Genomic DNA, 25,221 nt, shown 5'->3' with positions numbered 1-25,221 from the left:
AACTGCTTGCGCGAGCAAAAGTTTCTTTCTTCGGGAAGTGTTTTTTTTTGTGAAAATGATAATCAGCTACGGTCAAAAAAGATGTACGATGTTTCTAGAAACAGCAAAAACTTTTTGATTCTGGTTAAATTGAAGCAGCATACAGCATGAAACCTTTAATTTTCGTTTTGCTTGGCTCAAATCTGTGGGATGAAGCGTACTCTCAACTGTTTAAAGACACCTGAAAAAGGACATTTACATAATGTGCATCAGGTGCATAATGTGTTTCCAAAAGAACAGCATTCCGCTGATTCTTTCATGTTGAAGGAGGAATTATCAATGACGAGTTTAACAAAAGTTGTTAACTTTCAGGAACTGCAGGAAATGTTTCCTGAACTGCAAATGCAATATTTAGAAAAGAAAGCTGCGCAATTAGACAGCCTAAATGAAAATTCTTTTTATGATCAGCTGATTCTCGAGTGCTTATCCTTTATTTCAATGGATGAACCTAATTGGACATACGTGGCAGCTCATTTATATTTACAGCAATTATATCGTCATGCAGGTGAGAATCGAGGATATCAGGCAGATCACAAATATGGCAGCTTTTATGATCTATTACATAAACTCGTCTCATTAGATATATATGAAAGTAAACTAATAGAGAAATATGATAGAGCTGAAATTGATGAGCTAGGGCGTTTTATTAACCCTGAAAAAGATCAGTTATTTACTTATTTAGGGATTAAGATGCTCGCTGATCGATATTTAGCGAAAGACCGTCAAAAGAATATCTATGAATTGCCTCAGGAGAGATTCATGGTGATCAGTATGATTTTGATGCAAAATGAAGCTCGCTCTCAAAGAGTTGAACTAGTAAAAGAAGCTTACTGGGCACTAAGTAATTTATATATGACTGTAGCAACACCGACTATGTCAAACGCCGGGAAAAAATGGGGGCAGCTTTCAAGCTGCTTTATTGAAACAGTTGACGATAGCTTAGATTCTATTTACGACAGCAATACGGATATTGCTGCATTATCTAAAAATGGCGGAGGAATTGGTGTCTACTTAGGCAAAATCCGCAGCAGAGGCAGTGATATTAAAGGCTTTAAAGGGGCATCTTCCGGCGTTTTGCCATGGATGAAGCAGTTAAACAATACAGCTGTAAGTGTTGATCAGCTTGGTCAGAGACAAGGAGCAATCAGTGTTTATTTAGATGTATGGCATAAGGATATTTTCTCTTTCTTAGATGCTAAATTAAACAATGGGGACGAGCGTTTGCGTACACATGACCTTTTCACTGGCATCTGTATCCCTGATTTATTCATGGAGGCTGTTGAGAATAGAGGAGACTGGCATTTATTTGATCCTCATGAAGTCAGAAGAGTAATGGGGTTCTCGCTGGAGGATTATTTTGATGAAAAAGATGGTGAGGGCTCTTTCAGAGAAAAGTATCAAGAGTGTATTGATAATGAGCAGCTTAGCCGTGAAACCATTCCAGCTATCGAAATTATGAAATCCGTTCTTAGAAGCCAGCTTGAAACAGGCACTCCGTTTATGTTCTATCGTGATGAAGTGAATCGTAAAAATGCAAATGGACATAAGGGAATGATCTATTGCACAAATCTTTGTACAGAGATAGTTCAAAACCAAAGTGTTACAAAAAGAATAGAGGAATATACAAAGGACGGCAAAATCGTGATCGAAAAAACGCCAGGAGACTTTGTTGTATGTAATCTTTCTTCAATTAACCTAGCACGTGCTGTCAGCGATTCTGCTTTGGAAAGACTTATTAAGGTTCAGGTTAGAATGCTTGATAATGTTATCGATATTAATACGATTCCTGTTATACAAGGGCAGTTAACAAACCAAAAGTACCGTGCAATTGGCTTAGGGACATTTGGCTGGCATCATTTGCTTGCGATCAGTAAAATTGCTTGGGAAAGCGAAAGAGCAGTTCAATTTGCAGACGAGCTATATGAAAAAATCGCTTATTTAACGATTCAAAGCTCTATGGAACTTGCTGCTGAAAAAGAATCATATCCTGCATTTGAAGGCTCAGATTGGGATACTGGAGCATATTTTGAAAAACGCGGATATCTGCAGTCAGACAGCAATCTGGATTGGCAAGGGTTAATGGAGTCTGTGCAAAAAAATGGAATGAGAAATGCTTATTTATTAGCAGTAGCTCCTAATGCTTCAACAGCATTAATCGCAGGAAGCACACCAAGCATCGATCCTATTTTCAATAAGCAATATTCTGAAGAGAAAAAGGATTATCGTATCCCTGTAACTGCTCCAGACCTTAACAGTGAGACAACATGGTATTATAAATCTGCTTACTTATTGGATCAAAAATGGAGTATTCTGCAGAATGCGCAGCGTCAAAAACATATTGATCAGGCAATCTCTTTTAACTTATATGTACCAAATACAATCAAAGCAAAAGACCTTCTTGATCTTCATACAACAGCTTGGAAAGAAAAGTTAAAAACTAGCTATTATATTCGATCAACATCTTCTGAAATTGAAGATTGTGAATCATGCTCCAGCTGATTTGAAAGGGGAAATACGAATGGCAACGATCAATAAAAGAAAAATTATGGATGAGACCGCCCCAAACCGGTCTACGGCTATTATCAATGGCTCAACTTCAAATATATTAAACTGGGATGATGTCCGTTATTCTTGGGCATATCCTAAATACAAAAAAATGCTGGCTAACTTTTGGACGCCATTTGAAATTAATATGTCTCAAGACATTAAGCAGTTTCCTGCATTATCAAAAGATGAACAAGATTCCTTCTTGAAAATTATCGGGTTATTAGCTCTGCTTGATAGTATCCAGACGGATTATGCCGGCAAGGTTGCAGATTATCTGACAGATTCCAGCCTTTCAGCCTTGATGATCATTCTTGCACAGCAAGAAGTCATTCACAATCATTCATATTCATATGTACTATCAAGTATTGTTTCAAAACAAAAGCAGGACGAAGTTTTTGAATACTGGCGTACAGAAGAAACATTAATAAAGAGAAATGAATTTGTTACAAACGGCTATATAGATTTTGCAAAGGACCCAACTGCTGAAAATCTATTAAAGTCTATTGTTTACGATGTGGTATTAGAAGGTTTGTTCTTCTATTCCGGCTTTGCTTTCTTCTACTATCTTGCAAGAAATCAAAAAATGGTTTCCACATCCACGATGATTAACTATATTAATCGTGATGAACAAATTCACGTGGATTTATTTGTGAAGATCTTTAAAGAAATATTAGCTGAAAATCCTGAATTGGATACACCAGAACTAAAAGCGTTTGTGAAAGAAACATTTAAAGAAGCGGCAGAGCTTGAAATTGAATGGGCACGTACGGTTATTGGGAATAAATTAGAAGGTGTTCTGCTAAGCGATCTTGAAGCATATATTAAATTTTACGCAAATGTGCGCAGCAATCAGCTCGGTTTTGAACGACCGTTTGAAGGCTTTAGAACAAATCCATTGCGCTGGATTGTAGCATATGAAGAAGTTGACCAGGGCAAATCAGACTTTTTCGAGCAAAAATCACGTCAATATACGAAAGTGAATCAAGTCGATAACGGATTTGATGAGCTTTAACGAGAAAAAGGGTTAGTGACTTGAAAATGTCGCTAATCCTTTTTTATATTTTTATGTATAATGAATTTGTCAATAGTATTTCAAAGAGAATTTTTACGAATTTTTGAACGTTTTGATTGTATTCCTTCATAATCTAATTTATAATTATTATAAATAAGGTGAGGGAGTGAGAAATCATGATTCGCATTGCATTTTCCGGTTTCGGAGCGATTGTTCTGATCGTTATTGAATCATATATCGCTATGTACCTAAAAGGAGCATCAACCATTGAATTTGGAGGCTTAAGTCCTGTCATATCCATTTGGGCGATGAACTTTTTCTTGCTATTTACAATGTTTACTCACTATAAAATCTGGAAAGAAAACAGGGAAGTTACAAAGGAAAATACCTCTGTCTAAACGATTGAAACTGCGTTTGGGCCCACAGGGATTTATTTCCACCCAGGGTCCTAAGGCGCAAACTCGTATGATTGTATACATACTTGCGAAAAGCCTATCCAAAAAGGAAAGGCTTTTTTTATACTCAAAAAGGTAAATGCGTGAGAGATATTCTTTTGTAGAGAACGTAATTCCTTTATGAAAAAATTAAATATTTTAAATATGATAAATATCCTTTTTAGCTATTATAATATGTCTTATAGGAACATTTAACTATTATAATTCATTACCACTATAGAATTTTTTTAGAGAGGCTAGGTACATTTCATGGAGCTTACCAGCTACTATAATATAACTCTTGTTTTTATTTCCATTTTAATTGCTGTTATTGCTTCATATGCATCCTTAAATATTGTCAGCCGCCTGAGAAGATCTTCAGGCATGGTGCGTTATATTTGGCTTACTGCTGGTGCTTTTTCTTTAGGATTTGGTATATGGTCTATGCATTTTATTGCCATGTTGGCTCATCATCTAAGTATTCCAGTTATGTATGATACCTTTCTGGTGGTTTTATCAATCGTGTTGGCTGTAGTTGCATGTGCCATTGCTTTTGCGATTGTAAGTATAGGCTTAAACCGAGGGTTATTTATCTTTATTGGAGCTGCCTTTATATCAGCTGGAATTGCTTTAATGCATTATGTAGGGATGGAAGCAATGGTAATGGATGCTGCGATTATTTACGATCCATTATTATTTGTTTTGTCGATAATTATTGCTTTTGTTGCTTCATTAGCGGCTTTATATTTATTCTTTTATTTTGAAAAAAATGCGAATCAAAAATACACACATCTTAAAAAGATAGCGAGCTCTTTAGTTATGGGAGCTGCTATTTCCGGCATGCATTTTACCGGGATGGCTGCAGCAACATATGAATCTATGGGAATTGACCACAATCACGCACACGCTCATTCCTCAGCTGCAATCAATACCACAGTAATGGGGTTCAGTATAGGAATTGGAATGTTTCTGCTTCTCACAATCATTTTGGCAAGTACATTTTTAGATAGAAGGTTTCAGCAGAAAACCGATCAGCTTCAATTTTTGGATAATATGTATCAATCCATTATTATGACTGCGAATGATGCAATCGTTCTAGCTGACAGTAATGGAAATATCATTGCTTGGAATAACGCAGCAGAAGCTATATTTTACTACAAAGAAAATGAAATTATTGGAAAGAATCTGGACGTAATTATTCCTGTCAACTATCGTAAGGCACATAATAAAGGGTTAAAGGATTTTATTGCTTCTGGGAAAGAACAAATTATAGGTAAGTCGGTTGAACTGGAAGGACTCCGCAAAAATGGAGAAGTCTTTTCAATTGAATTAACGTTATCGACCTTGACGAATGATGAAAATACGTATTTCAGTGGAATCATTCGGGACATTTCTGAACGGAAAAAGAATGAGAAAAAAATAACGGAGCTTGTTTATCGTGATCCGTTAACAAACTTGCCAAATAGAAGATTTTTAAATAATTATCTTTCCTTAAGTATTGAACAGGCAGCAATCAATCATCAATCATTGGCCGTTCTTTTTATTGACCTTGACCGCTTTAAATATATAAATGATACACTCGGCCATAGTGTTGGTGATCATCTTCTTGTCGAAGTATCTAAGCGAATGTCTAAATATATTGAGAAAAAGGACATGCTTGCCAGACAGGGAGGAGATGAGTATATATTAATCTTCCCGCAAATGAACCATCAGCATGCAGCAAAAATTTCACAGCAAATTTTAGATGAATTATTAATGCCATTTCATTTTGAGGATAACGAACTGTTTATCTCCGCCTCAATCGGCATCAGTATGTACCCTGAAGATGGCGGAGAAGCTGATTTACTTGTAAAAAATGCAGATACTGCGATGTACAGGGCAAAGGATAATGGAAAAAACAATTATCAATTCTTTACATCGGATATGAATGACCTAATGGCCAAAAAAATGAGACTTGAGATTGGATTGCGCAAAGCAGTCATCAATAATGAACTAGAACTATATTATCAGCCGCAAATCCATGTTAACACTGGTCATATTAAGGGTGTTGAAGCTCTAATCCGCTGGAACCACCCGAAGATGGGCACCGTTTCGCCTGCTGAATTTATCCCACTCGCAGAAGAGACGGGGTTAATCATTCAGATTGGAAATTGGGTCATTGAAACAGCGTGCAGACAAGCGAAGGAATGGGAAATACAGGGTTATGCTCCAGTAAGAATGAGTATAAATATCTCAGCACGCCAATTCCAGCAGACCTCGTTTGTAGATACGGTGATGGAAATTATTGAAAATACTAAAATCGATCCTCAGTACTTGGAACTTGAATTAACAGAAACGATTGTACAAGATCCTGTTTATGCGATTCCAGTCCTAAATCAATTAAAAGAAATGGGCATAAAATTATCCTTAGATGATTTCGGAACAGGATATTCTTCCCTCAGCTATCTTAAGTCATTTCCACTTGATACATTAAAGATTGATCGCTCTTTTATTAGTACAGTCAACGAGAGCGGGAAAGACGCCGCCATTGTCAAAACGATTATTAATATGGCTAATAGCCTTGATCTGAATGTAATAGCTGAAGGTGTGGAAACGAATGAACAGCTGTTATCTTTAAAACAGGATGGCTGTGATGAATATCAGGGATACTTATTCAGTAAGCCGGTTAAAGCTCTTGAAGTACAAGAATTGCTGCAAAAATGTATGGAAGAAAAGTCATTAGAACAAATAGCAGAAGTTTAAAGCATCACCATTGTAATCGAAATTCTAAGAATAAATCGTAAACAATAGGGGAAACAAATGAACTAGACGAGAATTATATCTCCGTCTAGTTTTTTCTATTCGGAGAACTACGGCCTTCTTTATTTTTGTATCTGTTTTAGGAGGATAACATTTTATTATATACTTTTATGACTACAAGATCTTACCAGGATAACTTGAGGATGTACTCCAAATTCTCTAATATGAATGGGAAAAGTTGGACTATTATTATCTCTAGAAATCATTGTTATAATAATAGGTAAGTGTTAATCTGCGCAATGTCAATAAGCCACCTTTCTTAACACATTCATTTTCAAGGAGGCTGAATCATAATGAAAAGATCTATGCTTATTAATATAGTGGTAGTCGTCATGGTCAGTATTTTAGGTGTCATTTTCCTGACAGAATTGCCGTTCTACAAGCTTGCATTAATTCTAATTGCTTCATCCATCCTGCTTCTTTCTTTCACCAATATTAAATTTTTATTCCCTATCATTATTACAGTCATCTTAGGATTTGGAGCCTTTTTAACAGGCTATGCCTTTTTTTCAGCTCATCAAGAGAATATACAATTTTACTTTATGTATATTCATTTGCTATTAACTGCCTTTTTACTGCTTTACTGGGTTCTCGTATATTATCTGAAAAAGACAGTCAATGAGAGCAATCAGTTGTCTGAAAAAGTAAAATTGCTTGAGAAATATGACGTATCAACAAAATTATTAACGAAACATGAGTTTCTTGATCAGTCGAAAATAGTCCAAAAGGGTGCTATTAGAAGAAATGAATCACTTTGGCTATTAGTTCTGGAATTAAATCTGGAAAATAAGAACACATTATCAACTTTAAAGCATAAGCTTTCTCAAATTGTATTCTCTTCCATTCGTGAAGAGTATGATTTTGTTACCGCCACAAACAAAGGTATTCTGATTCTTCTGCAGAATACTAATGAAAAGGGTGTGGCTGTAGTTATAGAGAGGATACGTTCAAAATCTCATACTGTTTTTAATCAAATTCAACCACCTTACCAATATAAACACCGCCAAATATCCTCAATAGACCAAATTATTGAAGAAGTGGAGGAAAAGAAATGACAAATATCTTAACGATGATTATGATTTTCTTTTGGATTCTGCTTCTTTTTTATTCTGCCGTGACAATAAGCGGCTTATGGTACAGGGTTCGTTATAAGCATCCACCACCGCTCGAAAAGTATCCGAGTGTAGCTTTATTTATTCCTGCTTATAATGAAGGAGTCGTCATTAGTGATACATTAAGTGCCATGGGGAAGCTGAACTATCCAGGAAAACTTGACATCTACTTGCTTGATGATGGTTCAAAGGATGATACCGCCGACATTTCCAAGGAATTTTCAGAGGCTTTTGCAAACATTCATTATATTCCTGTTCCGGATGGTGAGCCTAGAGGAAAATCACGTGTTTTAAACTATGGATTAAAAATTTCATCTTCAGATTATTTTATTGTTTACGATGCAGACAACCAGCCTGAAGCAGACGCTGTTACAAAATTAGTGGAAGCTGCTGAAACAACAAATGGTGCGGCTGGTGCTGTTGGCTATGTGAAGACACAAAACAAAGAAACGAATATGTTAACCAGAATGATTGCTCTCGAGTTTCGGGTATTTCAGCTATTAATGCAATGTGGGAGATGGTCCTTGTTTAAGCTGGGATCATTAGCTGGAACGAATATGCTGCTTAGAAGAAAAGTGATTGAAGAACTTGGCGGGTATGATGTTTATGCTTTAGCCGAAGATGCGGAGTTAACGGTCAGATTAACTGCAGCTGGATATTTGCTGCCAGTAGTTCCGACATCATGTACGTGGGAACAGGAGCCTGAAAATCTGAAGGTATTTATTAAGCAAAGAACACGCTGGTTAACTGGTAATATTTATTTGCTGGAAAAATCATTAAGAGAGTTCTCTTTCTGGAAAGGCAGAACATTTATCCTTTCTCTGCAGCATTTATTAACGTATGCAGTATTTATTGGACTGCTTTTATTTTCACATATCTTCTTTCTGCTTAGTATATTGGGTCTAGACCTTCCGAATATTGCCGCACCGCTTCTTATGCTATGGTTTATGAGCTATATTGTGTATAGTGCTCAGCTGTTAAGTGCCATTGTGATTGATGATGATATTACCCTTCGTAATGTAGCCTACGTGTTTATCATGTATTTCACCTATGCGCAATTATTTGTGATATTGCTGATCAGAAGCATGTATATTTATATTAAAAGCAGAATGAAAGGGCAAACTGTTTCATGGGATAAAACCCAGCGTTTTAAACAGACGGAAATGTAATGAAGAAAAATAGTCTATTAATAATCATTCTGCTGGTGCTAGTATTCATTGCTATATTCACTTGGAGCAAAAATGGGGACGGTGTTACCGTGCAGAAATATGTAAAAGACCATTATATGAATGATTCACTTATTTCTACCTATACATCAGGTGAAGATCAGCAATATTTATCTGAAAGTCTAGGTTTGTATATGAATTATTTGCTGCTTGGCGGATATGATAAAGCGTTTCGTGAGCAAGTAGATGTTCTTAAAAAACATTTCCTTCTTTCAAATGAAAAGGGCATATATATACGCTGGTCTCTTGACCAGCAGGCAGCAGCTAATGCATTAATTGATGATGTAAGGATTATTCAGGCGCTTATCAAAGGTTCATTATCATTTAAGGAACAAGAATATCAAAAATTAGCAGATGAACTAAGGGACTCTTTAGTAAGTTTGCAGTATGCAGATGGACTGTATCGTGATTTCTCAGATTGGACTACAGGTGAACCAGCAGGAAGAATAACATTAAGCTATTTAACAGATGACTTTTTTCGAACACTAACAGATACAAATGAAACAGAAGAGCTGCTTTTAAATGCATTAACTATCGAAGGACCATTTTTTCCAGAATACTACGATATAAGCAAGCAAGCATATCAATATAGTGATGAGGTTCATATGGTCGATCAGCTGTTAATCGCTGCCAACAAAGTGAAGCGTGGACAAGAACTTCCCTTATTCAACAATTGGCTGCTCACACAATTGGAGGAAGAAGGAAAAGTGTTTGGCCGTTATGATAGAAACAGCGGAAAGCCCCTTGTTTTGTATGAATCATTGGCTGTTTATGCTTTTGCGTATGATTACTTATTGTTAATTGGAGAAGAGCAAGTTGCAGAACGTATGTGGAACCATGTTATCGAGCTTGAAAAATCGATCGCTTCTGAGGAAGAACATTTCTTTGATTATATTTTATTTCATACAGTTAATGACTTTAGCACCGCTCCGCTATAGGAGTGGTGCTTTTATTTTAATTCCTCGATCGTAATCCTTACTTTTTCTCCATGAATGTCTTTTAATAATTGAAGCAAATCTTCACCGCCAATTGATAAGTTCAGCGATTTTTCTTCGTTTGTCTGAATGTCCGTGTGAACAATTCCTTCTAAATTTATATCCAGCAACATAATGACCTCCATTTATTTTATTTACTGATTATATTCACGATTCAAGCTGTTGTTAAACATTAAGATTTATGTGATGGATTTCACAATTGAATTAAAAAAAAGAGGGTGAAGCCAGGTAAGGGGGAGTGGATGAAGGATATAGGAAAGATTAGTTTACTTTTTTATATAGTTCTTCTGTTTCTCTTGCATGTGCACAGGCTGAATTGAAAGAATCAAACCGCTCTGATTGGTAGACAAGGTCATTCCATTCAAAGTTTCCTATTTCACTTGATGGGTAAACCGCAACTCGCCAGCTGTAATTTTTCTTTTTCTCTAATTTGCCTTCTATGGCAATGAGCCAGTGACTGCTGGAAATAGAGTTATTTTTCATTTTAAAAGCTGGCAGGGGGATAATTGATTTTTGAAAAAAATCAACATAACTTTTTGTGAGGGTGTCCATTTTTAAATACCGCCTTTCAAAAGGGATTAATTTTATTATATGTTCTTGAAGGGTGTTTTTCTGTCACACCTTTCTGAATTAAATTGACAAGAAAGTTACTTTTGACACTTTTAAATGCTTTAATTCAAGAAAATTACATCTTATGTCTAATCTGCTTGTTAAGTGGTCAATAATAACTGTGTATCTGATCGAATTTAATTTAGGAGGAAATAATATGAGTTCAGCTTTTTTTAATGCTATTAAAAACCGCCGCTCCATTTACGGTATTAGTAAGGAGCATGTTGCTTCGAATGAAGCTATAAAAGAAATTATTCACGAAGCAGTTCTCCATACACCATCATCATTCAACTCGCAAAGCACGCGAGTGGTCTTATTGCTGGGTGAGAATCATGATAAAGTTTGGGAATTAACAAAGGATGCTTTAAGAAAAGTTGTACCAGCTGAAAATTTTTCGCCTACAGATGAAAAAATCAATTCTTTTAAAGCTGGATATGGCACCGTTTTATTTTATGAAGATCAGCAAGTAGTAAAAGGACTTCAGGAAGATTTTGCGTTATATGCAGACAATTTCCCTGTATGGTCAGAGCATACATCTGCTATGCATCAATTTGTAATATGGACTGCTTTAGAGGAACTTGGTTTTGGGGCCTCTTTACAGCATTATAATCCGTTAATCGATGAGTCAATCCAGCAGGAGTGGTCAATTCCGTCATCATGGAAGTTAATTGCACAAATGCCATTCGGAAAACCAACTATAGCTCCTGGAGAAAAAGATTTTAAACCGCTGGAAGAGCGTATTAAGATATTTGAATAATTACCTTAAAGGGTACTAGACATGAAGAACCTGGATGATTAACTCTATATAATCATTCAGGTTTTTTGTTTTGTGCTACTGTGTTATAAAAATTAAAAGGAAAGTAAACCCAACGGACAAAGCTGCGGGTATGATTCAGATTTTTTACAGGAATTTCAAATTCCCATCTCATTTATCCGCTAAGAAAGAAATAATTTCAGAACAGCAGGCAAAAAATATAGGAACATAAAAAGATCCGCTCCACAAGGAGACGGATAAAAAAGAGACTATGGAATCATTAGAAAAAACAAAGATAAAACAACATATAGTATTTGTTATGAAGATTAAAACTATATGTTGTTATTTTAGATTTTAGCATAATACATAATATAGATCAAACTATTATTTTGAGATAATTCTAAAAATAATAGTAAATTCAATTTCCATTCAAAAACAATCATTAGTTGAATGTTTTTGAAAGAAAATGATTGAAATCTGCAATCGGTTTCAGTACAATAAGAACATGATAAAGCTTCAGTAAAAAGGAGATTTTTATAATGCTTACGCCAGACAGGCACCAGCTTATATTAAAACTATTAAAGCAGCAGTCAACGGTGAAAATACAAGATATCGTAGAGGCTACAAATAGTTCAGAATCGACGATCAGACGTGATTTAACTCAATTGGAAAAAGGGAAATACCTGAAAAGAGTACATGGAGGGGCTTCGAGATTACAAGGAAAGCTTCAAGAGCCAAGTATGATTGAAAAATCAGCCAAAAACCTTCAAGAAAAAAAACAAATAGCCAAGCATGCAGCATCGCTGGTTGAAGAAGGAGATTCCATTTACTTAGATGCAGGTTCTACAGTAGCTGAAATAATCCCTTTCCTGCCTGTTCATAATATAGTTGTTGTTACGAATGGACTTACACATGTAAATCAATTAATAGATCGAAACATTACGACTTACATTATTGGCGGCTTTGCGAAGCCAAAAACAAATGCAGTAATTGGCCGCGGAGCACTTGAAAGCTTGAAACAATACCGTTTCGATAAATGTTTCATGGGGGTCAATGGGATTCATCCCGAATTTGGCTTTACAACGCCAGATCAGGAAGAGGCATTGATTAAGCAGACGGCCATTGGTTTAGCCCGTGAAGCATATGTGCTGGCTGATGATTCTAAGTTGTTTGAAATTGGATTCGCTAAAATAGGAGATTTGCACGAAGCAGTAATTATTACAAATGAACATGATGAAGAGAGTCTAATCGAAATAAAGAGTAAAACTATGGTAAAGGTAGTGAATTCATGATATATACACTAACGCTAAACCCTTCTGTAGACTATATCACATCCCTTAATCAATTTAATGTGGGTCATTTAAATCGGGTTGAAGAGGGAACTAAGCTGCCAGGCGGCAAGGGAATCAACGTTTCCCGTCTTTTAAAAAGAATGGGAGTTACTAGTGTTGCACTTGGTTATGTCGGAGGATTTACTGGCAAGTATATCGAGACGTATTTACAGGGTGAGCAAATAAATACAGATTTTGTACACGTTAACGATGATACAAGAATTAATGTAAAAATTAAGGCAGCAGAAGAAACAGAACTGAATGGAAAGGGACCAAATATAGCAGAGGAAGAAATGGATCTGTTGAAAAGGAAAATTTCTGCTTTAACGGAAGAAGATCTGCTTGTTATTGCTGGGAGCATTCCAGCTAGTATGCCTGCTTCAACATATGAAGAAATCGTGAAAATACTAGCAGGTAATGGAACATCTTTTGTGGTTGATGCTGAAGGTGAGCTATTACGAAAGGTGCTTCCATATCGCCCGTTCCTCATTAAGCCAAACCATCATGAGCTTGGTCAGCTTTTTGAGACAGAGATTACATCAGCAGAGCAGGCCATTCTATATGGCAGACAACTGCTGGAGATGGGTGCTCAACATGTCATTGTTTCAATGGCAGGGGACGGTGCCATTTTTATCAGTGAAAATGAAGTTTATACCTCAAATGTTCCAAATGGAGAGGTGAAAAGCTCGGTTGGTGCTGGTGATTCGATGGTAGCTGGCTTTTTAGCTCAATATGAAAAAACAAAGAATATTGAAAAGGCATTTCAATATAGTGTGGCGAGCGGCAGTGCAACCGCATTTTCTATTGGGCTTGCGACCGAGGAAAAAATTCAGCAGCTCTTAGATGAAGTGAACATAAGAAAAGGAAATGGAGCGAACTAAGATGAAAATAACAGAATTGCTGACAAAGGAGACCATTTTACTTTCGATTAATGGCAGCAAAAAAGATGAAGCAATCGAAGCATTAGTCAATAAATTAGACTCAGCAGGCAAATTAAATGACCGAGATGAATTTAAGAAAGCTATTCTTAAAAGAGAAGAGCAAAGTACAACAGGAATTGGGGAGGGAATTGCGATTCCGCATGCTAAAACTTCCGCAGTCAAAACTCCTGCCATTGCTTTCGGTAAGTCTGAAAATGGTGTTGATTATCAATCACTGGACGGACAGCCGGCATTTCTTTTCTTTATGATTGCTGCTCCTGAGGGTGCAAACAATACACATTTAGAAGCATTGTCACGTCTTTCCTCCATTCTGATGAATGAGGAAGCACGTCAAAAACTGCAAAACGTTAAAGTAGAGCAAGATGTTATTGATATTATCAATTCATATGATCAAGAAGAGGAAGAAGAACCTCTTCAAGAGGAAATTAATGAGAGCGAGCAATTTATTGTTGCTGTTACTGCATGTCCAACTGGAATTGCACACACCTATATGGCGGCAGATTCCCTTAAAGCAAAAGCTGCTGAAATGGGTGTGCAGATTAAAGTTGAAACAAACGGTTCTGGCGGTGCGAAGAACGTCTTAACAGCTGAAGAAATTGAGAAAGCAACTGCAGTTATTGTTGCAGCTGACACAAAAGTAGAAATGGCTCGTTTTGGAGGCAAGCATGTCCTGCAAACGCCAGTTGCTGATGGAATTCGAAAGCCTAAGGAGTTAATTGAAAAGGCATTAAATCAGGATGTGCCTGTATACAGTGCGGATAATAATTCAAAGTCAGGTGAAGGGCAAAAAGAACAAAAAGCGGGGATTTACAAGCATTTAATGAATGGTGTATCAAACATGCTGCCATTTGTTGTCGGCGGAGGAATTTTGATTGCGATTTCCTTTATGTTTGGTTATAATGCTTCAAATCCTGATGACCCATCATATCACCCAATTGCTGAAGCATTAAATACAATCGGCGGTGGCAGTGCATTTGGTCTTATTATTCCAATTCTGGCAGCCTTCATCGCAATGAGCATTGCTGACCGTCCAGGGTTTGCAGCTGGTGCTGTTGGCGGAATGCTTGCTGCAACAGGAGGAGCTGGCTTCCTTGGCGGTATTATTGCCGGATTCTTGGCTGGATATTTAGTTGTAGGATTGAAAAAGGTGCTTTCAGGATTGCCCGCAGCATTAGAGGGAATTAAAACAATTTTATTATATCCTTTACTTGGTATTGGATTAACTGGATTCATTATGCTTTATGTTGTTAATAAACCAGTAGCCGCTTTAGATGATGCCATTACAGGCTGGTTAACAGGTTTAGGAACAGGGAATGCTGTTTTGCTTGGTGCCGTTTTAGGGTTAATGATGGCTTTTGATATGGGAGGGCCAGTCAATAAATCCGCATATGTATTTGGAACAGGTCTTCTTGCAAGTGATGTATTTGGACCAATGGCAGCTGTTATGGCAGCAGGAATGGTTCCGCCATTAGCAATTGCTTTAGCAACTACTTTCTTTAAAAATAAATTTACGAAACAAGAAAGAGAAGCAGGAAAAGTCAACTACATTATGGGTGCTTCATTTATTACGGAAGGAGCCATTCCATATGCAGCAGCTGATCCGCTTCGTGTTATTCCTTCGATGATGGTTGGTTCAGCTATTGCCGGTGCTGTGTCCATGATGGCCAATATTGGTTTAAGAGCACCGCATGGCGGAGTATTTGTTATTCCATTGGTTGAAGGTTCATGGCTTGTATACCTAATAGGAATTGTAGCGGGAGCAATTGTATCAGCTCTATTAATAGGACTTTTGAAAAAACCAGTAAAATAATGTAAGTACATTTTAGATACTGAAAAGGCGCTTCCAGCTTCGTAAAAGCAGGAGGCGCCTTTTGTTTAAATATAGGAATGAAGACTCAATTTCAATATTTAGAACATGTGTTCGATTATTAGGACAAATTTATGGTATAATTAAATAGCAGTAGAAAGTTTCTCTATAGGGTGGTCGGCTAACCCCGTTCTGAGAGGGGGTGATGCCTTTGACAGTATATGAAGGAATGATGATTATGATTTCCTTTGCAAGCTTAATTATTGCTGTCTTAAGTTTTAAAGACAAAAAATAGACCTCCCTTGAGCTAAAAAGAAGGGTGAGGTCTACGTGATTTGGGCCGATCCCCGATGGAAACGGACTATTGTAAATGGCTGTGAATGCTGCAACATTCACAGCTGTTTTTATTAAGTATTTAAGTTTACTTAGTTAAAGGATATCATATCAACCATGCAAAGTCACGGCAATTTATTTGAAATTCCTCAGATCTTGCGTTAGGCAGCTTCCTTTTCAGGTTTTATTGCCCACAGTGTTGCTAATGCTGCTAGGACAGTAAGTGCGCATAACAAATAGAAAAGCCAGTTTTCAGCATACTTTAATAGCAATGCAATGGCAGGTGGTCCCCCTGCAACTCCAATAAAGCGCATTGAACTGTATACCGAGGAAATCGTTCCCCTTTCCTCTTTTTCAATTCCTTCTGTAATTAAAGCATCGAGACATGGAAGAGCTATGCCAATTCCAATTCCACAAAGTAAAAACAAGCAAATCATATAGATTAGATTTTCAGAAAAACTAAGCAGAACAACGGAAGCTGCAGATAATGAACAGCCAATGAAAATAATCCATTTCATCATGATTTTATTTTCTTTAATCTTTTTTCCAGTAATATAGGATCCTAAACATAATGCCCCAAGAGGTACAGCGAGCAAAAATCCTTTTTTAAGATTTTTTATATCATAAGTATTCTCAAGAACATCAGATAAATAAAAGAGCACACCAAACAGTACAAACATCAAAATAGCACCAATCAGAAAGATGGCATATAACCATTTGCCATTATCTTTGAAAATCTGCTTGATCTTTTTGAAAAACTTTTTAATAGGCAAGGGTTTTTCTTTTTTTTTCGGCGTCTTAACTAGAAAAAACATTAGTAAAATAGAAATACCGCAAAACACTGGAAATGAAAAAAAAGGTAAAAACCATATAAATCCAGCTAATAATGATCCAAGGATAGGACTGAGAACTTTTCCGAACGTATTTGCCGTTTCAATCAAGCCTAAGGAGCTGCTGATTTCATCATCATTTTTGTACATATCGCCAACAAGCGGCATTACAATAGGTGCAGCACCTGCTGCACCCACTCCCTGAAGTGCTCTTCCTAAGAGGATAATCATGTATGGATCATTCATTTTCCATGAAGCCCAGCCAGAGATAATGCCTCCAATTCCAGCTATAAAAAGGCTTGGAATGATAACTCTTTTTCTGCCGATGTGATCAGATAACAAGCCGGCAAGGGGTATTAAAAAGATGGCCACAATTGAATAAACTGTTATAATCATACTAACTTGGAAAGAGGAAATGTTTAGTTTTTTTTCCATCTCAGGCAGCACTGGAATGAGCATCGAATTTCCCAAGGTCATAACCAATGGTATGGATGAAATGGATAAGATAGCCCATTTTTGATTATTCTTATCTTCTTGCTCGTTGTTCCCTTTTTTCTTTTTTGCAACAATCTGTTCAATATTGTCCATGAGTGGGCTAACCTTCCTTCTGTTTAAGGTCACTAAGCTTAATATGGACGATTTATGACAAAAATAATTGCTGAATTGACTTATTTTTTTGGTAATCAATAGGAATAAAGTGTAGATGGGGTGTTTTATTTTGAAAGGAAAAATTATAACTTTAAGTATCGGAAAACCTAAAGTTTTTCAATGGAAAAGAAAACCTGAACAATCAGGAATTGCGAAGACAATTGTCGAAGAAGTCCAATTAAATAAGCAATGCTTTGAAGGTGATGGGGTTGCTAATGAGAAGTTTCACGGCGGACCAGATCGTGCTATTTGCGCATACCCTTTTGAACACTACGAATATTGGGAAAAAGTCTTTCAAAAGCCATTTGCTCCACCGTCATTTGGAGAAAATATTTGTGTGAAGGATATGATAGAAAAGGATGTCTACATAGGTGACATTTTTCAAACAGGAAATGTTATCATACAAATCACGCAAGGAAGAATTCCATGTTCGACGCTTTCAAAATTCAATGAAACCGATGCATTACTTTCAAAAACATTTGAAACAGGCTATACAGGCTATTTTTTTAAAGTGCTTGAAGAGGGTACGGTTTATTCAGAGAGTTCTTTAGAACTGATCGAGAGAAAGCAGGAAAGTATTTCAGTTTTAGATGCTAATTTAATTATGTTTGAGCGTAATGATCCGCAAAAAATGAGAGATCTTCTAACTTTACAAGATCTGGCCGAAGAGTGGAAAATTAAGCTGGAAAAATACATAAGAGCTGCAAAATAATTTTTTTGTAAAATACTCTTGACATTTTTGGAATTGACAAATATGATAATAAACAAATATGAAACGGCAATGACGAAGAGTAGTAACTTCTGTAAATACTTCAGAGAGCTGGTGGTTGGTGCAAACCAGTGTAGCTGCAGTTGCGAATGGACTTCAGAGCTTTCAAACCGAACAGGAACACTCCTTATTAGGCTTTGGCGAAGCGTCTCATCGTTACAAGAGACAGGTATTTGGAATGCTTTTAAGCATTTAGATATCTGTTTAAGTGAGCTGAATTTTTCAGCTAATGAAGGTGGCACCACGGGTTTCTCGTCCTTTTTATGACGGGAAGCCCTTTTTGTATTTCAAAAAAAAATTAAATTGATGATCAAGAGTAGTATATTGAAAAGAAGCACTTCAGAGAGCCGGGAATGGTGGGAACCGGTGTGATTCTTCAATGGAATGGACTTGTGAGAGGTCTTCTGAATGGCAGTAGGAAGACACGGGGATCCTCCGTTATTAGGAAAAGGTACTTCTGTTATACAGATGTACCGTTCAGAGGGAGTATGTTTAAAAAACTCCGAACTGAGGTGGCACCACGATCGAAAGATTCGTCCTCTATGCGCATTGCGATGCGTATAGGGGATTTTTTTATTTCTCTTAAAAAGGCAGTGCAGCATTTAGTAAACGTAATGAATAAAAGAATGGAGGATGCAAAATGATTGCCTCGAAAAATCAGTTAATTATTCAACAGCTTTCTGGAGATACTCTAACACCAATTTCCATTTATATGAAATTGCAGGGCGGCCGAAAATTTATTTTTGAAAGCTCACTAAAGCATGAAAAGTCTGGCCGTTATTCATTCATAGGAACAAACCCTGTTTTGGAGCTAACAGGCACGAATGACCAATGCAAATTGAGCTTTTCTGGCCAAGTGGTAACCAAGAAGCAAAAACCCATTGAAGCATTAAGGGAACTGCTTCCCATGATAGACCAACAATCTGATCTCCCATTTTGCGGAGGTGCTGTTGGCTTTGCAGGATATGACGCTATTCGCCAATATGAAAACATCGGCAGTATCGGAGCAGACGAACTGAAACTGCCGGATGTTCACTTTATGGTATACGAGGAAGTTGTCGTTTTTGATCATCTTGAGCAAAAAATCTACCTTGTTGGCTTTCCAATTATAAACGGGCAAGAAAAGGTAAGAGCCAGCCTTGAAAAATTAACAAATGACATTCAACAGACTGATGGCTGTTTTCAGCAGAATGAGGCAAAGCTGTCACACTTTACTCCGTCAATGAAGAAGGAGGAATACGAAAATATAGTAAAAAAAGCAAAGAGATATATTGAGAAGGGAGATATCTTTCAAGTCGTGCTATCGCAAAGGTTCACAGCAGATTTCAAAGGAGACCCATTTTCTTTTTATCGAGAATTGCGGATTAGCAATCCATCCCCCTATTTATATTATATGGATTACGGTTCCTATTCGGTTGCTGGTGCATCACCTGAAAGCTTAGTAAAGGTAAGCGGTCATAAAGTATTAACAAATCCAATAGCAGGAACACGGCCGCGCGGCAAAACGGATCAAGAAGATGTGGAACTTGAAGCGGATTTACTCGCCGACGAAAAAGAGCTTGCGGAACATAGAATGCTTCTTGATCTCGGCAGAAACGATATTGGAAGAGTGGCTCACTTTGGCTCAGTTGAAATCCAAAAAAACATGCTAGTAGAAAGATTTAAACATGTGATGCATATTGTGTCCGAGGTATCTGGAACGTTGAAAGAGCCTAATACAGCATTTGATGCTCTTATTGCCTGTTTGCCAGCAGGAACTGTATCAGGAGCACCAAAAGTAAGAGCAATGGAAATTATTAATGAACTTGAAACATTGAAAAGAGGGTTATATTCCGGTGCAGTCGGTTATTTCTCTGTAACAGGCAGCATGGACTTTGCCTTAGCAATCCGGACGGTGATTATTAAAGGAAATAAAGCCTTTATACAAGCTGGAGCTGGAATTGTCCATGACTCTATTCCTGAAAAAGAATATGAAGAAACCATTCATAAACTAAAAGCATTCATGGAGGACGAAGATGATTTTATTAATCGATAATTACGATTCGTTTACGTACAATCTCTATCAATATTTTGGCGAATTGGGTGAAGAGCTGCTGGTTGTTCGGAATGATGAAATTACTGTGGACGAAGTCCGTAAATTAAATCCTAAGGGCATTGTCTTATCACCAGGTCCAGGTCATCCAAAGCATGCTGGGGTTTGTATAGACCTTATTCGTGAATTCTTTGCAAGCATTCCAATATTAGGTGTTTGCCTGGGACATCAGGCCATTGGATATGCATTTGGTGCAGATGTTGAAAAAGCGGAAAAAATCATGCATGGAAAAATTTCAAAATTAAAGCATCAAAGCTCATCCCTTTTTGAAACAATTTCTCAGCAAATCGATGTAATGAGGTATCATTCACTCGTTATAAAAAAAGAATCACTTCCAGACTGTATAGAGGTATTAGGCTATTCGCTTGAGGATCATGAAATTATGGCAGTCAAACATAAACAATATCCTGTTTACGGTTTTCAGTTTCATCCTGAATCCGTAGGAACACCAGTTGGAAAAGAGCTTCTCAGCAGTTTCCTGAATAAAATTGAGAGGAGAAAAACAGATGAAAGCCATTCTGCAGCAACTAGCTGATCAACAATCATTATCTGAGGAAAGTGTGATAAAAGCCATGGAGTCGATCTTCGAGAAAAAAGCAACTAGTAGTGAAATCGCGGCTTTTCTAATGGCGTTAAAGATAAAAGGAGAAACCGCAGAAGAGCTTACCGGATTAGTTAAGGCAATAAAAAAAAGGTCTTTGCCTTTTGCAAAACAGTTTCCGAATGTGATTGATAATTGCGGAACAGGAGGAGATGGATCCAGGAGTTTTAACATCAGCACAACCTCTGCATTTGTTATTGCCGGAGCAGGAATTCCTGTCGCAAAGCATGGCAATCGCAGTATTTCCAGTAAAACCGGCAGTGCTGACGTACTTGAAGAGCTGGGCATCTCCCTTGATTATGCACCAGATATTGCAGAGGAATTACTAGGCGAAGTTGGGATATGCTTTATGTTTGCTCCACATGTACATCCCTATATGAAGGAGATTATGAAGGTACGCAGTGATTTGCGGATTCCGACTATTTTTAATTTAATCGGACCTTTAACAAATCCTGTCCCCCTTGAAAATCAACTAATCGGAATTTATCGGGAGGATTATTTGAAAACATTTGCCGAAGTATTAAAATCACTTGGAAGAAAAAGAGCGATTGTACTTCATGGAGCAGGAGGTATGGATGAAGCTTCTTTGATTGGAGAGAACAAACTGGTCATCCTTGAAGATAGCTCCATTTCAGAAATGACCTTACATCCAGCTGAAGTTGGGCTCCCGACTTATCCCGCAGAGTATATTATCGGCGGAAATGCAGCTGAAAATGCCGGAATATTGAAAAAAGTGTTATGCGGTGAACATGGGCCTTTTCGCGATACCGTCTTGCTTAATGCAGGTTTAGGAATCTTCACTGGAGGGGGAGCATCAACCATTGAAGAAGGAATTAAGCTTGCGAAAGAATCCATTGATTCTGGAGAAGCTTTGCAGAAACTACTGCTTTTAAAAGATGCCAGCAAAAAATATAAGCAGGAGGTTATATAGGATGTCAAACATATTAGATAAAATACTCGCCGAAAAAGAAAAAGAAATTGAAATGCTGAAAAGTGCAGCATTACGGCCAATAGGCAGTGAAAAGCGTTCATTCCTTTCACATTTGCAGAACGCAGTTGAACTGGCTGTTATTGCAGAGTTTAAAAGGGCTTCTCCATCAAGAGGAGATATTAATATGCACAGAGATCCAGTTTCACAAGCATTATCATATGCACAAAACGGTGCTGCTGCTGTGTCTGTTCTCACTGATCAATCTTTCTTTAAAGGAGATTTTAAAGATTTGACACTTGTAAAAGAGGCAGTGAAAATTCCGGTTTTATGTAAAGACTTTATGATTGATGAAACACAAATCATCAGGGCAGAACACGCAGGAGCAGATATCATTTTATTAATCGCTGCTGCACTTAACAGAAAGAGACTGCAGGAGTTGCATCAATTTGCTCAAGAGCTTGGTTTCGATGTCCTTGTTGAAGTTCATAATCAAGCTGAGGCAGAAAGTGCCATTAATATCGGTGCAAAGCTTATTGGAATAAATAATCGAAATTTAACTACGTTTCATGTTGATATAGCAAAAACAGAAGAACTGGCACCAATTATTAAAAATAGTAGAGCATATGTAATTAGTGAAAGCGGCTTGAAAACAAGTGAGGATATTGTAAGGGTAAAGCATGCAGGTGCAAACGGAATTCTAGTTGGTGAAGCATTTATGGCAGCAGATGGAGTGAGTGAAATGTTTGACAGAATAAAGCGTTCAGGAAAGGAGCATAGCTCAGTATGAAAGTAAAAATATGCGGGATTACAGATCTAAATACAGCTCAAGCCGCAATAAATAACGGAGCAGATGCGGTTGGCTTTGTATTTGCAGAAAGCAAACGGCAAATAACGGCTGAACAGGCTTCATCAATTATTAAAAATCTTCCGGAATCTGTTCTTAAAGTTGGTGTTTTTGTTAATGCAACACGCGAAAAGATAGAGGCTATCATTCAACAAACGGGAATTAATGTGGTCCAGCTTCATGGAGATGAATCTCCAGAAGACTGTCTCTATTATGAGGTCCCTGTCATTAAATCGTTTAGTATTGAATCAAGGAGTAACCTAAACACGTTAGCCCTGTATCAATGTGACTTTTATTTACTTGATAGTCCTAAAGGAAAATACAGAGGAGGAAATGGCACTTCTTTTAATTGGAAGATTACTAAAACACTTAATAAAGATGGGAAAAAAATCATTCTTGCTGGAGGATTGAATGCATTAAATGTGGCCGAAGCAATCAACATCGTTGATCCATACATGGTTGATGTGAGCAGCGGAGTAGAAACGGAAGGTGTAAAAGATGCAGATAAAATAAAAGAATTTATGCTGCATGCAAATGGAATGAAGGAGGAGGCAAACAAATGACCTATACAATGCCAGACAAACGCGGCCACTATGGAACTTATGGCGGAAGATATGTACCGGAAACACTCATGCAGGCCGTTTTAGAATTAGAAGAACAATACAGAAAAGCATTAAAAGATAAAGCTTTTACAGAAGAGCTCAATCATCTTCTTAAAAACTATGTAGGCAGGGAAACACCTCTTTATTTTGCTGAGAATTTAACGAAATATGCAGGTGGAGCAGAGATTTATTTAAAAAGAGAGGACCTAAATCATACAGGTGCCCATAAAATAAATAATTCTCTCGGGCAAGCTTTGCTGACTGTCAGAATGGGCAAAAAGAAAGTTGTGGCCGAAACTGGAGCAGGACAGCATGGAGTGGCAACAGCCACTGCCTGTGCACTTTTGAATCTTGAATGCATTATTTTTATGGGAGAAGAAGATATTCGCAGACAGCAGCTGAATGTCTTTCGAATGGAATTGCTTGGAGCAAAAGTTGTGAGTGTCTCATCTGGTAGCGCGACTCTAAAAGATGCGGTAAATGAAGCCTTGCGTTATTGGGTAACCAATGTGGAAGATACCCATTATATACTTGGTTCGGTAATGGGACCGCACCCGTTTCCGGAAATGGTTCGGCACTTTCAAAGTGTAATTGGCAAGGAAACAAAGAAGCAATTCCTTGAGATAAAAGGCAAGCTTCCAGACGCTGCAGTTGCGTGCATTGGAGGGGGCAGTAATGCGATGGGCATGTTTTACCCTTTTATTGAAGACGAGAGTGTGGAGCTCTTTGGGGTAGAAGCTGCCGGCAGGGGCCTTGAAAGCGGAAAACATGCAGCTTCGTTAACAAAAGGTAATCCTGGGGTACTTCATGGTTCATATATGTATTTGCTGCAGGATGTAAACGGACAAATCGAAGAAGCTTTCTCAATTTCTGCGGGTTTGGATTATCCAGGAGTTGGTCCAGAGCACAGTTACTTAAAGGATATTGGAAGAGTGAAATACACGTCCATTACAGATACAGAAGCTTTATCTGCACTGCAATTACTATGCAGAACAGAAGGAATCATTCCCGCTCTTGAAAGCGCCCATGCCATATCCTATGGTGTTAAACTTGCGGAAGATTTGGGAAAAGAAAAATCAATTGTCATCTGTTTATCAGGCAGAGGGGATAAAGATGTATCTTCTGTACAAGGACGACTTGGAGGTGACCAAAATGAATAGAATTGAAAAAGTATTTAATACAATAAATGATAAGGGAGAAAAAGCATTTGTTCCTTATATTATGGCAGGAGACGGCGGTTTAGCAAACTTAGGAGAACGAATAACATTCCTGGAGAGGGCTGGTGCCACAGCGGTAGAGATCGGCATTCCATTTTCAGACCCGGTTGCTGATGGGCCAATTATACAAGAGGCAGGTATAAGAGCTTTGAAGAACAATATCTCATTAAGAGATGTCATTCAAGCAATTCGCAGCATACGCCCGATTATTCATATACCTATTATATTAATGACATACCTGAACCCTGTTTTAGCATACGGAAGGGATCGATGCTTTGAGGATTGCAGAAATGCTGGAGTAGATGGATTTATTATTCCAGATTTGCCGATTGAAGAGGAAGAACTACTTTTAGAAAAGGCGGATAGAGAAGGTATTGAGCTGATTCGCTTAGTAACACTGACCAGTCCAGTAGAGCGTATTCAGGAAATTGCTCAAAGAGGTAAAGGCTTTTTATATGCTGTTACCGTTAACGGAATTACTGGTACACGTTCGGAATTTCACTCTCAGCTCGGCGATTATTTGCAGAGTATAAAAGAAGTTTCTTCTATTCCTGTATTAGCCGGGTTTGGTATTTCGAATCCAGACCAAGTAAGATCCATCAGTTCTTATTGTGATGGAGTAATCGTTGGCAGCAAAATTGTTCAGTTATTTGAACAAAATAAGCTGGATGAAATTGAAGCTTTGATTGGAGCTGTGAAGAAGGTAAATATAACAGGATAAAACTAAAAAAGGCTGATCTTCTGTAAG

The 25,221-nt window shown here is 37.5% G+C and carries 23 protein-coding genes and 2 other annotated features; of the genes, 20 read left to right on the top strand and 3 right to left on the bottom strand.

What is annotated here, in order from left to right; translation table 11 throughout:
• Positions 1 to 318: 318 nt before the first annotated feature.
• The 7 genes from F7732_RS05250 to F7732_RS05220 all read left to right on the top strand — a co-directional run bounded on the left by F7732_RS05250 (position 319) and on the right by F7732_RS05220 (position 10,107).
• The gene (locus F7732_RS05250) at positions 319 to 2,538 is read left to right on the top strand and encodes a ribonucleoside-diphosphate reductase subunit alpha (RefSeq protein ID WP_151572797.1); all 2,220 of its coding nucleotides are present in this window, start codon (positions 319 to 321) and stop codon (positions 2,536 to 2,538) included.
• Between the two features lie 19 nt (positions 2,539 to 2,557).
• Positions 2,558 to 3,598, top strand: coding sequence for a ribonucleotide-diphosphate reductase subunit beta (locus F7732_RS05245; RefSeq protein WP_151572795.1), 1,041 nt, complete (start codon positions 2,558 to 2,560; stop codon positions 3,596 to 3,598).
• A gap of 176 nt (positions 3,599 to 3,774) precedes the next feature.
• On the top strand, positions 3,775 to 3,996 hold the full coding sequence (locus tag F7732_RS05240) for a hypothetical protein (RefSeq protein ID WP_151572793.1): 222 nt from the start codon (positions 3,775 to 3,777) through the stop codon (positions 3,994 to 3,996).
• 306 nt (positions 3,997 to 4,302) lie between these two features.
• Positions 4,303 to 6,774, top strand: coding sequence for a bifunctional diguanylate cyclase/phosphodiesterase (locus F7732_RS05235; RefSeq protein WP_151572791.1), 2,472 nt, complete (start codon positions 4,303 to 4,305; stop codon positions 6,772 to 6,774).
• Between the two features lie 350 nt (positions 6,775 to 7,124).
• On the top strand, positions 7,125 to 7,886 hold the full coding sequence (locus F7732_RS05230) for a hypothetical protein (protein ID WP_151572789.1): 762 nt from the start codon (positions 7,125 to 7,127) through the stop codon (positions 7,884 to 7,886).
• A complete protein-coding gene (locus F7732_RS05225; protein WP_151572787.1) occupies positions 7,883 to 9,112 on the top strand; it encodes a glycosyltransferase family 2 protein in 1,230 nt (409 codons plus the stop codon). The genes F7732_RS05230 and F7732_RS05225 overlap by 4 nt, the downstream gene beginning before the upstream one ends.
• Positions 9,112 to 10,107: a hypothetical protein gene (locus tag F7732_RS05220; protein ID WP_151572785.1), complete on the top strand. Its 996-nt coding sequence runs from the start codon at positions 9,112 to 9,114 to the stop codon at positions 10,105 to 10,107. The genes F7732_RS05225 and F7732_RS05220 overlap by 1 nt, the downstream gene beginning before the upstream one ends.
• A gap of 11 nt (positions 10,108 to 10,118) precedes the next feature.
• Here F7732_RS05220 and F7732_RS22540 read toward each other — a convergent pair whose 3' ends face one another.
• Together F7732_RS22540 and F7732_RS05215 are read right to left on the bottom strand one after the other, a co-directional pair.
• The gene (locus F7732_RS22540) at positions 10,119 to 10,277 is read right to left on the bottom strand and encodes a hypothetical protein (RefSeq protein WP_156495756.1); all 159 of its coding nucleotides are present in this window, start codon (positions 10,275 to 10,277) and stop codon (positions 10,119 to 10,121) included.
• 148 nt (positions 10,278 to 10,425) lie between these two features.
• Positions 10,426 to 10,716 (bottom strand): hypothetical protein, encoded by a 291-nt coding sequence (locus F7732_RS05215; RefSeq protein ID WP_151572783.1) that lies wholly within the window; start codon positions 10,714 to 10,716, stop codon positions 10,426 to 10,428.
• A gap of 214 nt (positions 10,717 to 10,930) precedes the next feature.
• Between F7732_RS05215 and F7732_RS05210 the strand changes: the two genes are divergently transcribed.
• The 5 genes from F7732_RS05210 to F7732_RS23400 all read left to right on the top strand — a co-directional run bounded on the left by F7732_RS05210 (position 10,931) and on the right by F7732_RS23400 (position 15,901).
• On the top strand, positions 10,931 to 11,530 hold the full coding sequence (locus tag F7732_RS05210) for a nitroreductase family protein (RefSeq protein ID WP_066444749.1): 600 nt from the start codon (positions 10,931 to 10,933) through the stop codon (positions 11,528 to 11,530).
• A 536-nt stretch (positions 11,531 to 12,066) separates the two neighbouring features.
• Positions 12,067 to 12,819, top strand: coding sequence for a DeoR/GlpR family DNA-binding transcription regulator (locus tag F7732_RS05205; RefSeq protein ID WP_151572781.1), 753 nt, complete (start codon positions 12,067 to 12,069; stop codon positions 12,817 to 12,819).
• Positions 12,816 to 13,739, top strand: a complete 924-nt coding sequence (pfkB, locus tag F7732_RS05200; RefSeq protein WP_151572779.1) for a 1-phosphofructokinase — start codon at positions 12,816 to 12,818, stop codon at positions 13,737 to 13,739. The genes F7732_RS05205 and pfkB overlap by 4 nt, the downstream gene beginning before the upstream one ends.
• A gap of 1 nt (position 13,740) precedes the next feature.
• The gene (locus F7732_RS05195) at positions 13,741 to 15,609 is read left to right on the top strand and encodes a PTS fructose transporter subunit IIABC (RefSeq protein WP_151572777.1); all 1,869 of its coding nucleotides are present in this window, start codon (positions 13,741 to 13,743) and stop codon (positions 15,607 to 15,609) included.
• Positions 15,610 to 15,811: 202 nt separating this feature from the next.
• Positions 15,812 to 15,901 carry a putative holin-like toxin gene (locus F7732_RS23400; RefSeq protein WP_367659892.1) on the top strand — a complete coding sequence of 30 codons (90 nt, stop codon included), beginning with the start codon at positions 15,812 to 15,814 and terminating at the stop codon, positions 15,899 to 15,901.
• Between the two features lie 199 nt (positions 15,902 to 16,100).
• Here the strand turns inward: F7732_RS23400 and F7732_RS05190 are convergent, their stop codons facing one another.
• Positions 16,101 to 17,357: a bacillibactin exporter BcbE gene (locus tag F7732_RS05190; RefSeq protein ID WP_151572775.1), complete on the bottom strand. Its 1,257-nt coding sequence runs from the start codon at positions 17,355 to 17,357 to the stop codon at positions 16,101 to 16,103.
• Positions 17,358 to 17,487: 130 nt separating this feature from the next.
• Between F7732_RS05190 and F7732_RS05185 the strand changes: the two genes are divergently transcribed.
• The 8 genes from F7732_RS05185 to trpA all read left to right on the top strand — a co-directional run bounded on the left by F7732_RS05185 (position 17,488) and on the right by trpA (position 25,194).
• Positions 17,488 to 18,129, top strand: a complete 642-nt coding sequence (locus F7732_RS05185; RefSeq protein ID WP_240056542.1) for an MOSC domain-containing protein — start codon at positions 17,488 to 17,490, stop codon at positions 18,127 to 18,129.
• Between the two features lie 60 nt (positions 18,130 to 18,189).
• Positions 18,190 to 18,449, top strand: a binding site (T-box leader).
• 34 nt (positions 18,450 to 18,483) lie between these two features.
• Positions 18,484 to 18,730, top strand: a binding site (T-box leader).
• Between the two features lie 96 nt (positions 18,731 to 18,826).
• Positions 18,827 to 20,221: an anthranilate synthase component I gene (gene trpE, locus F7732_RS05180; RefSeq protein ID WP_151572771.1), complete on the top strand. Its 1,395-nt coding sequence runs from the start codon at positions 18,827 to 18,829 to the stop codon at positions 20,219 to 20,221.
• Entirely contained in the window at positions 20,202 to 20,813 is a 612-nt protein-coding gene (locus F7732_RS05175) for an anthranilate synthase component II (RefSeq protein WP_151572769.1), read from the top strand. Before trpE ends, F7732_RS05175 begins: the two co-directional genes overlap by 20 nt.
• The gene (gene trpD / locus F7732_RS05170) at positions 20,785 to 21,810 is read left to right on the top strand and encodes an anthranilate phosphoribosyltransferase (protein ID WP_151572767.1); all 1,026 of its coding nucleotides are present in this window, start codon (positions 20,785 to 20,787) and stop codon (positions 21,808 to 21,810) included. Before F7732_RS05175 ends, trpD begins: the two co-directional genes overlap by 29 nt.
• A gap of 1 nt (position 21,811) precedes the next feature.
• Positions 21,812 to 22,597: an indole-3-glycerol phosphate synthase TrpC gene (gene trpC, locus F7732_RS05165; RefSeq protein ID WP_151572765.1), complete on the top strand. Its 786-nt coding sequence runs from the start codon at positions 21,812 to 21,814 to the stop codon at positions 22,595 to 22,597.
• Positions 22,594 to 23,217, top strand: a complete 624-nt coding sequence (locus F7732_RS05160; protein ID WP_151572763.1) for a phosphoribosylanthranilate isomerase — start codon at positions 22,594 to 22,596, stop codon at positions 23,215 to 23,217. The genes trpC and F7732_RS05160 overlap by 4 nt, the downstream gene beginning before the upstream one ends.
• Positions 23,214 to 24,416: a tryptophan synthase subunit beta gene (gene trpB / locus F7732_RS05155; protein WP_151572761.1), complete on the top strand. Its 1,203-nt coding sequence runs from the start codon at positions 23,214 to 23,216 to the stop codon at positions 24,414 to 24,416. The genes F7732_RS05160 and trpB overlap by 4 nt, the downstream gene beginning before the upstream one ends.
• Complete coding sequence (gene trpA, locus F7732_RS05150; RefSeq protein ID WP_151572759.1) at positions 24,409 to 25,194, top strand: tryptophan synthase subunit alpha; 786 nt, start codon at positions 24,409 to 24,411, stop codon at positions 25,192 to 25,194. Before trpB ends, trpA begins: the two co-directional genes overlap by 8 nt.
• Positions 25,195 to 25,221: the final 27 nt, after the last annotated feature.

The sequence above is a fragment of the Bacillus mesophilum genome (genome assembly GCF_008923265.1).
GTDB lineage: Bacteria > Bacillota > Bacilli > Bacillales > Cytobacillaceae > Cytobacillus > Cytobacillus mesophilum.
The sequence above is the reverse complement of the archived record's forward strand: the minus strand, read 5'-3'. Positions and strand labels throughout refer to the sequence as shown.

Bases quoted from the DNA above. Each gene is read 5' to 3' on its own strand.
- F7732_RS05250 (WP_151572797.1), top strand. From the start codon at position 319: ATGACGAGTTTAACAAAAGTTGTTAACTTTCAGGAACTGCAGGAAATG.
- F7732_RS05245 (WP_151572795.1), top strand. From the start codon at position 2,558: ATGGCAACGATCAATAAAAGAAAAATTATGGATGAGACCGCCCCAAAC.
- F7732_RS05240 (WP_151572793.1), top strand. From the start codon at position 3,775: ATGATTCGCATTGCATTTTCCGGTTTCGGAGCGATTGTTCTGATCGTT.
- F7732_RS05235 (WP_151572791.1), top strand. From the start codon at position 4,303: ATGGAGCTTACCAGCTACTATAATATAACTCTTGTTTTTATTTCCATT.
- F7732_RS05230 (WP_151572789.1), top strand. From the start codon at position 7,125: ATGAAAAGATCTATGCTTATTAATATAGTGGTAGTCGTCATGGTCAGT.
- F7732_RS05225 (WP_151572787.1), top strand. From the start codon at position 7,883: ATGACAAATATCTTAACGATGATTATGATTTTCTTTTGGATTCTGCTT.
- F7732_RS05220 (WP_151572785.1), top strand. From the start codon at position 9,112: ATGAAGAAAAATAGTCTATTAATAATCATTCTGCTGGTGCTAGTATTC.
- F7732_RS22540 (WP_156495756.1), bottom strand. From the start codon at position 10,277: ATGTTGCTGGATATAAATTTAGAAGGAATTGTTCACACGGACATTCAG.
- F7732_RS05215 (WP_151572783.1), bottom strand. From the start codon at position 10,716: ATGGACACCCTCACAAAAAGTTATGTTGATTTTTTTCAAAAATCAATT.
- F7732_RS05210 (WP_066444749.1), top strand. From the start codon at position 10,931: ATGAGTTCAGCTTTTTTTAATGCTATTAAAAACCGCCGCTCCATTTAC.
- F7732_RS05205 (WP_151572781.1), top strand. From the start codon at position 12,067: ATGCTTACGCCAGACAGGCACCAGCTTATATTAAAACTATTAAAGCAG.
- pfkB (WP_151572779.1), top strand. From the start codon at position 12,816: ATGATATATACACTAACGCTAAACCCTTCTGTAGACTATATCACATCC.
- F7732_RS05195 (WP_151572777.1), top strand. From the start codon at position 13,741: ATGAAAATAACAGAATTGCTGACAAAGGAGACCATTTTACTTTCGATT.
- F7732_RS23400 (WP_367659892.1), top strand. From the start codon at position 15,812: ATGCCTTTGACAGTATATGAAGGAATGATGATTATGATTTCCTTTGCA.
- F7732_RS05190 (WP_151572775.1), bottom strand. From the start codon at position 17,357: ATGGACAATATTGAACAGATTGTTGCAAAAAAGAAAAAAGGGAACAAC.
- trpE (WP_151572771.1), top strand. From the start codon at position 18,827: ATGATTGCCTCGAAAAATCAGTTAATTATTCAACAGCTTTCTGGAGAT.
- F7732_RS05175 (WP_151572769.1), top strand. From the start codon at position 20,202: ATGATTTTATTAATCGATAATTACGATTCGTTTACGTACAATCTCTAT.
- trpD (WP_151572767.1), top strand. From the start codon at position 20,785: ATGAAAGCCATTCTGCAGCAACTAGCTGATCAACAATCATTATCTGAG.
- trpC (WP_151572765.1), top strand. From the start codon at position 21,812: ATGTCAAACATATTAGATAAAATACTCGCCGAAAAAGAAAAAGAAATT.
- F7732_RS05160 (WP_151572763.1), top strand. From the start codon at position 22,594: ATGAAAGTAAAAATATGCGGGATTACAGATCTAAATACAGCTCAAGCC.
- trpB (WP_151572761.1), top strand. From the start codon at position 23,214: ATGACCTATACAATGCCAGACAAACGCGGCCACTATGGAACTTATGGC.
- trpA (WP_151572759.1), top strand. From the start codon at position 24,409: ATGAATAGAATTGAAAAAGTATTTAATACAATAAATGATAAGGGAGAA.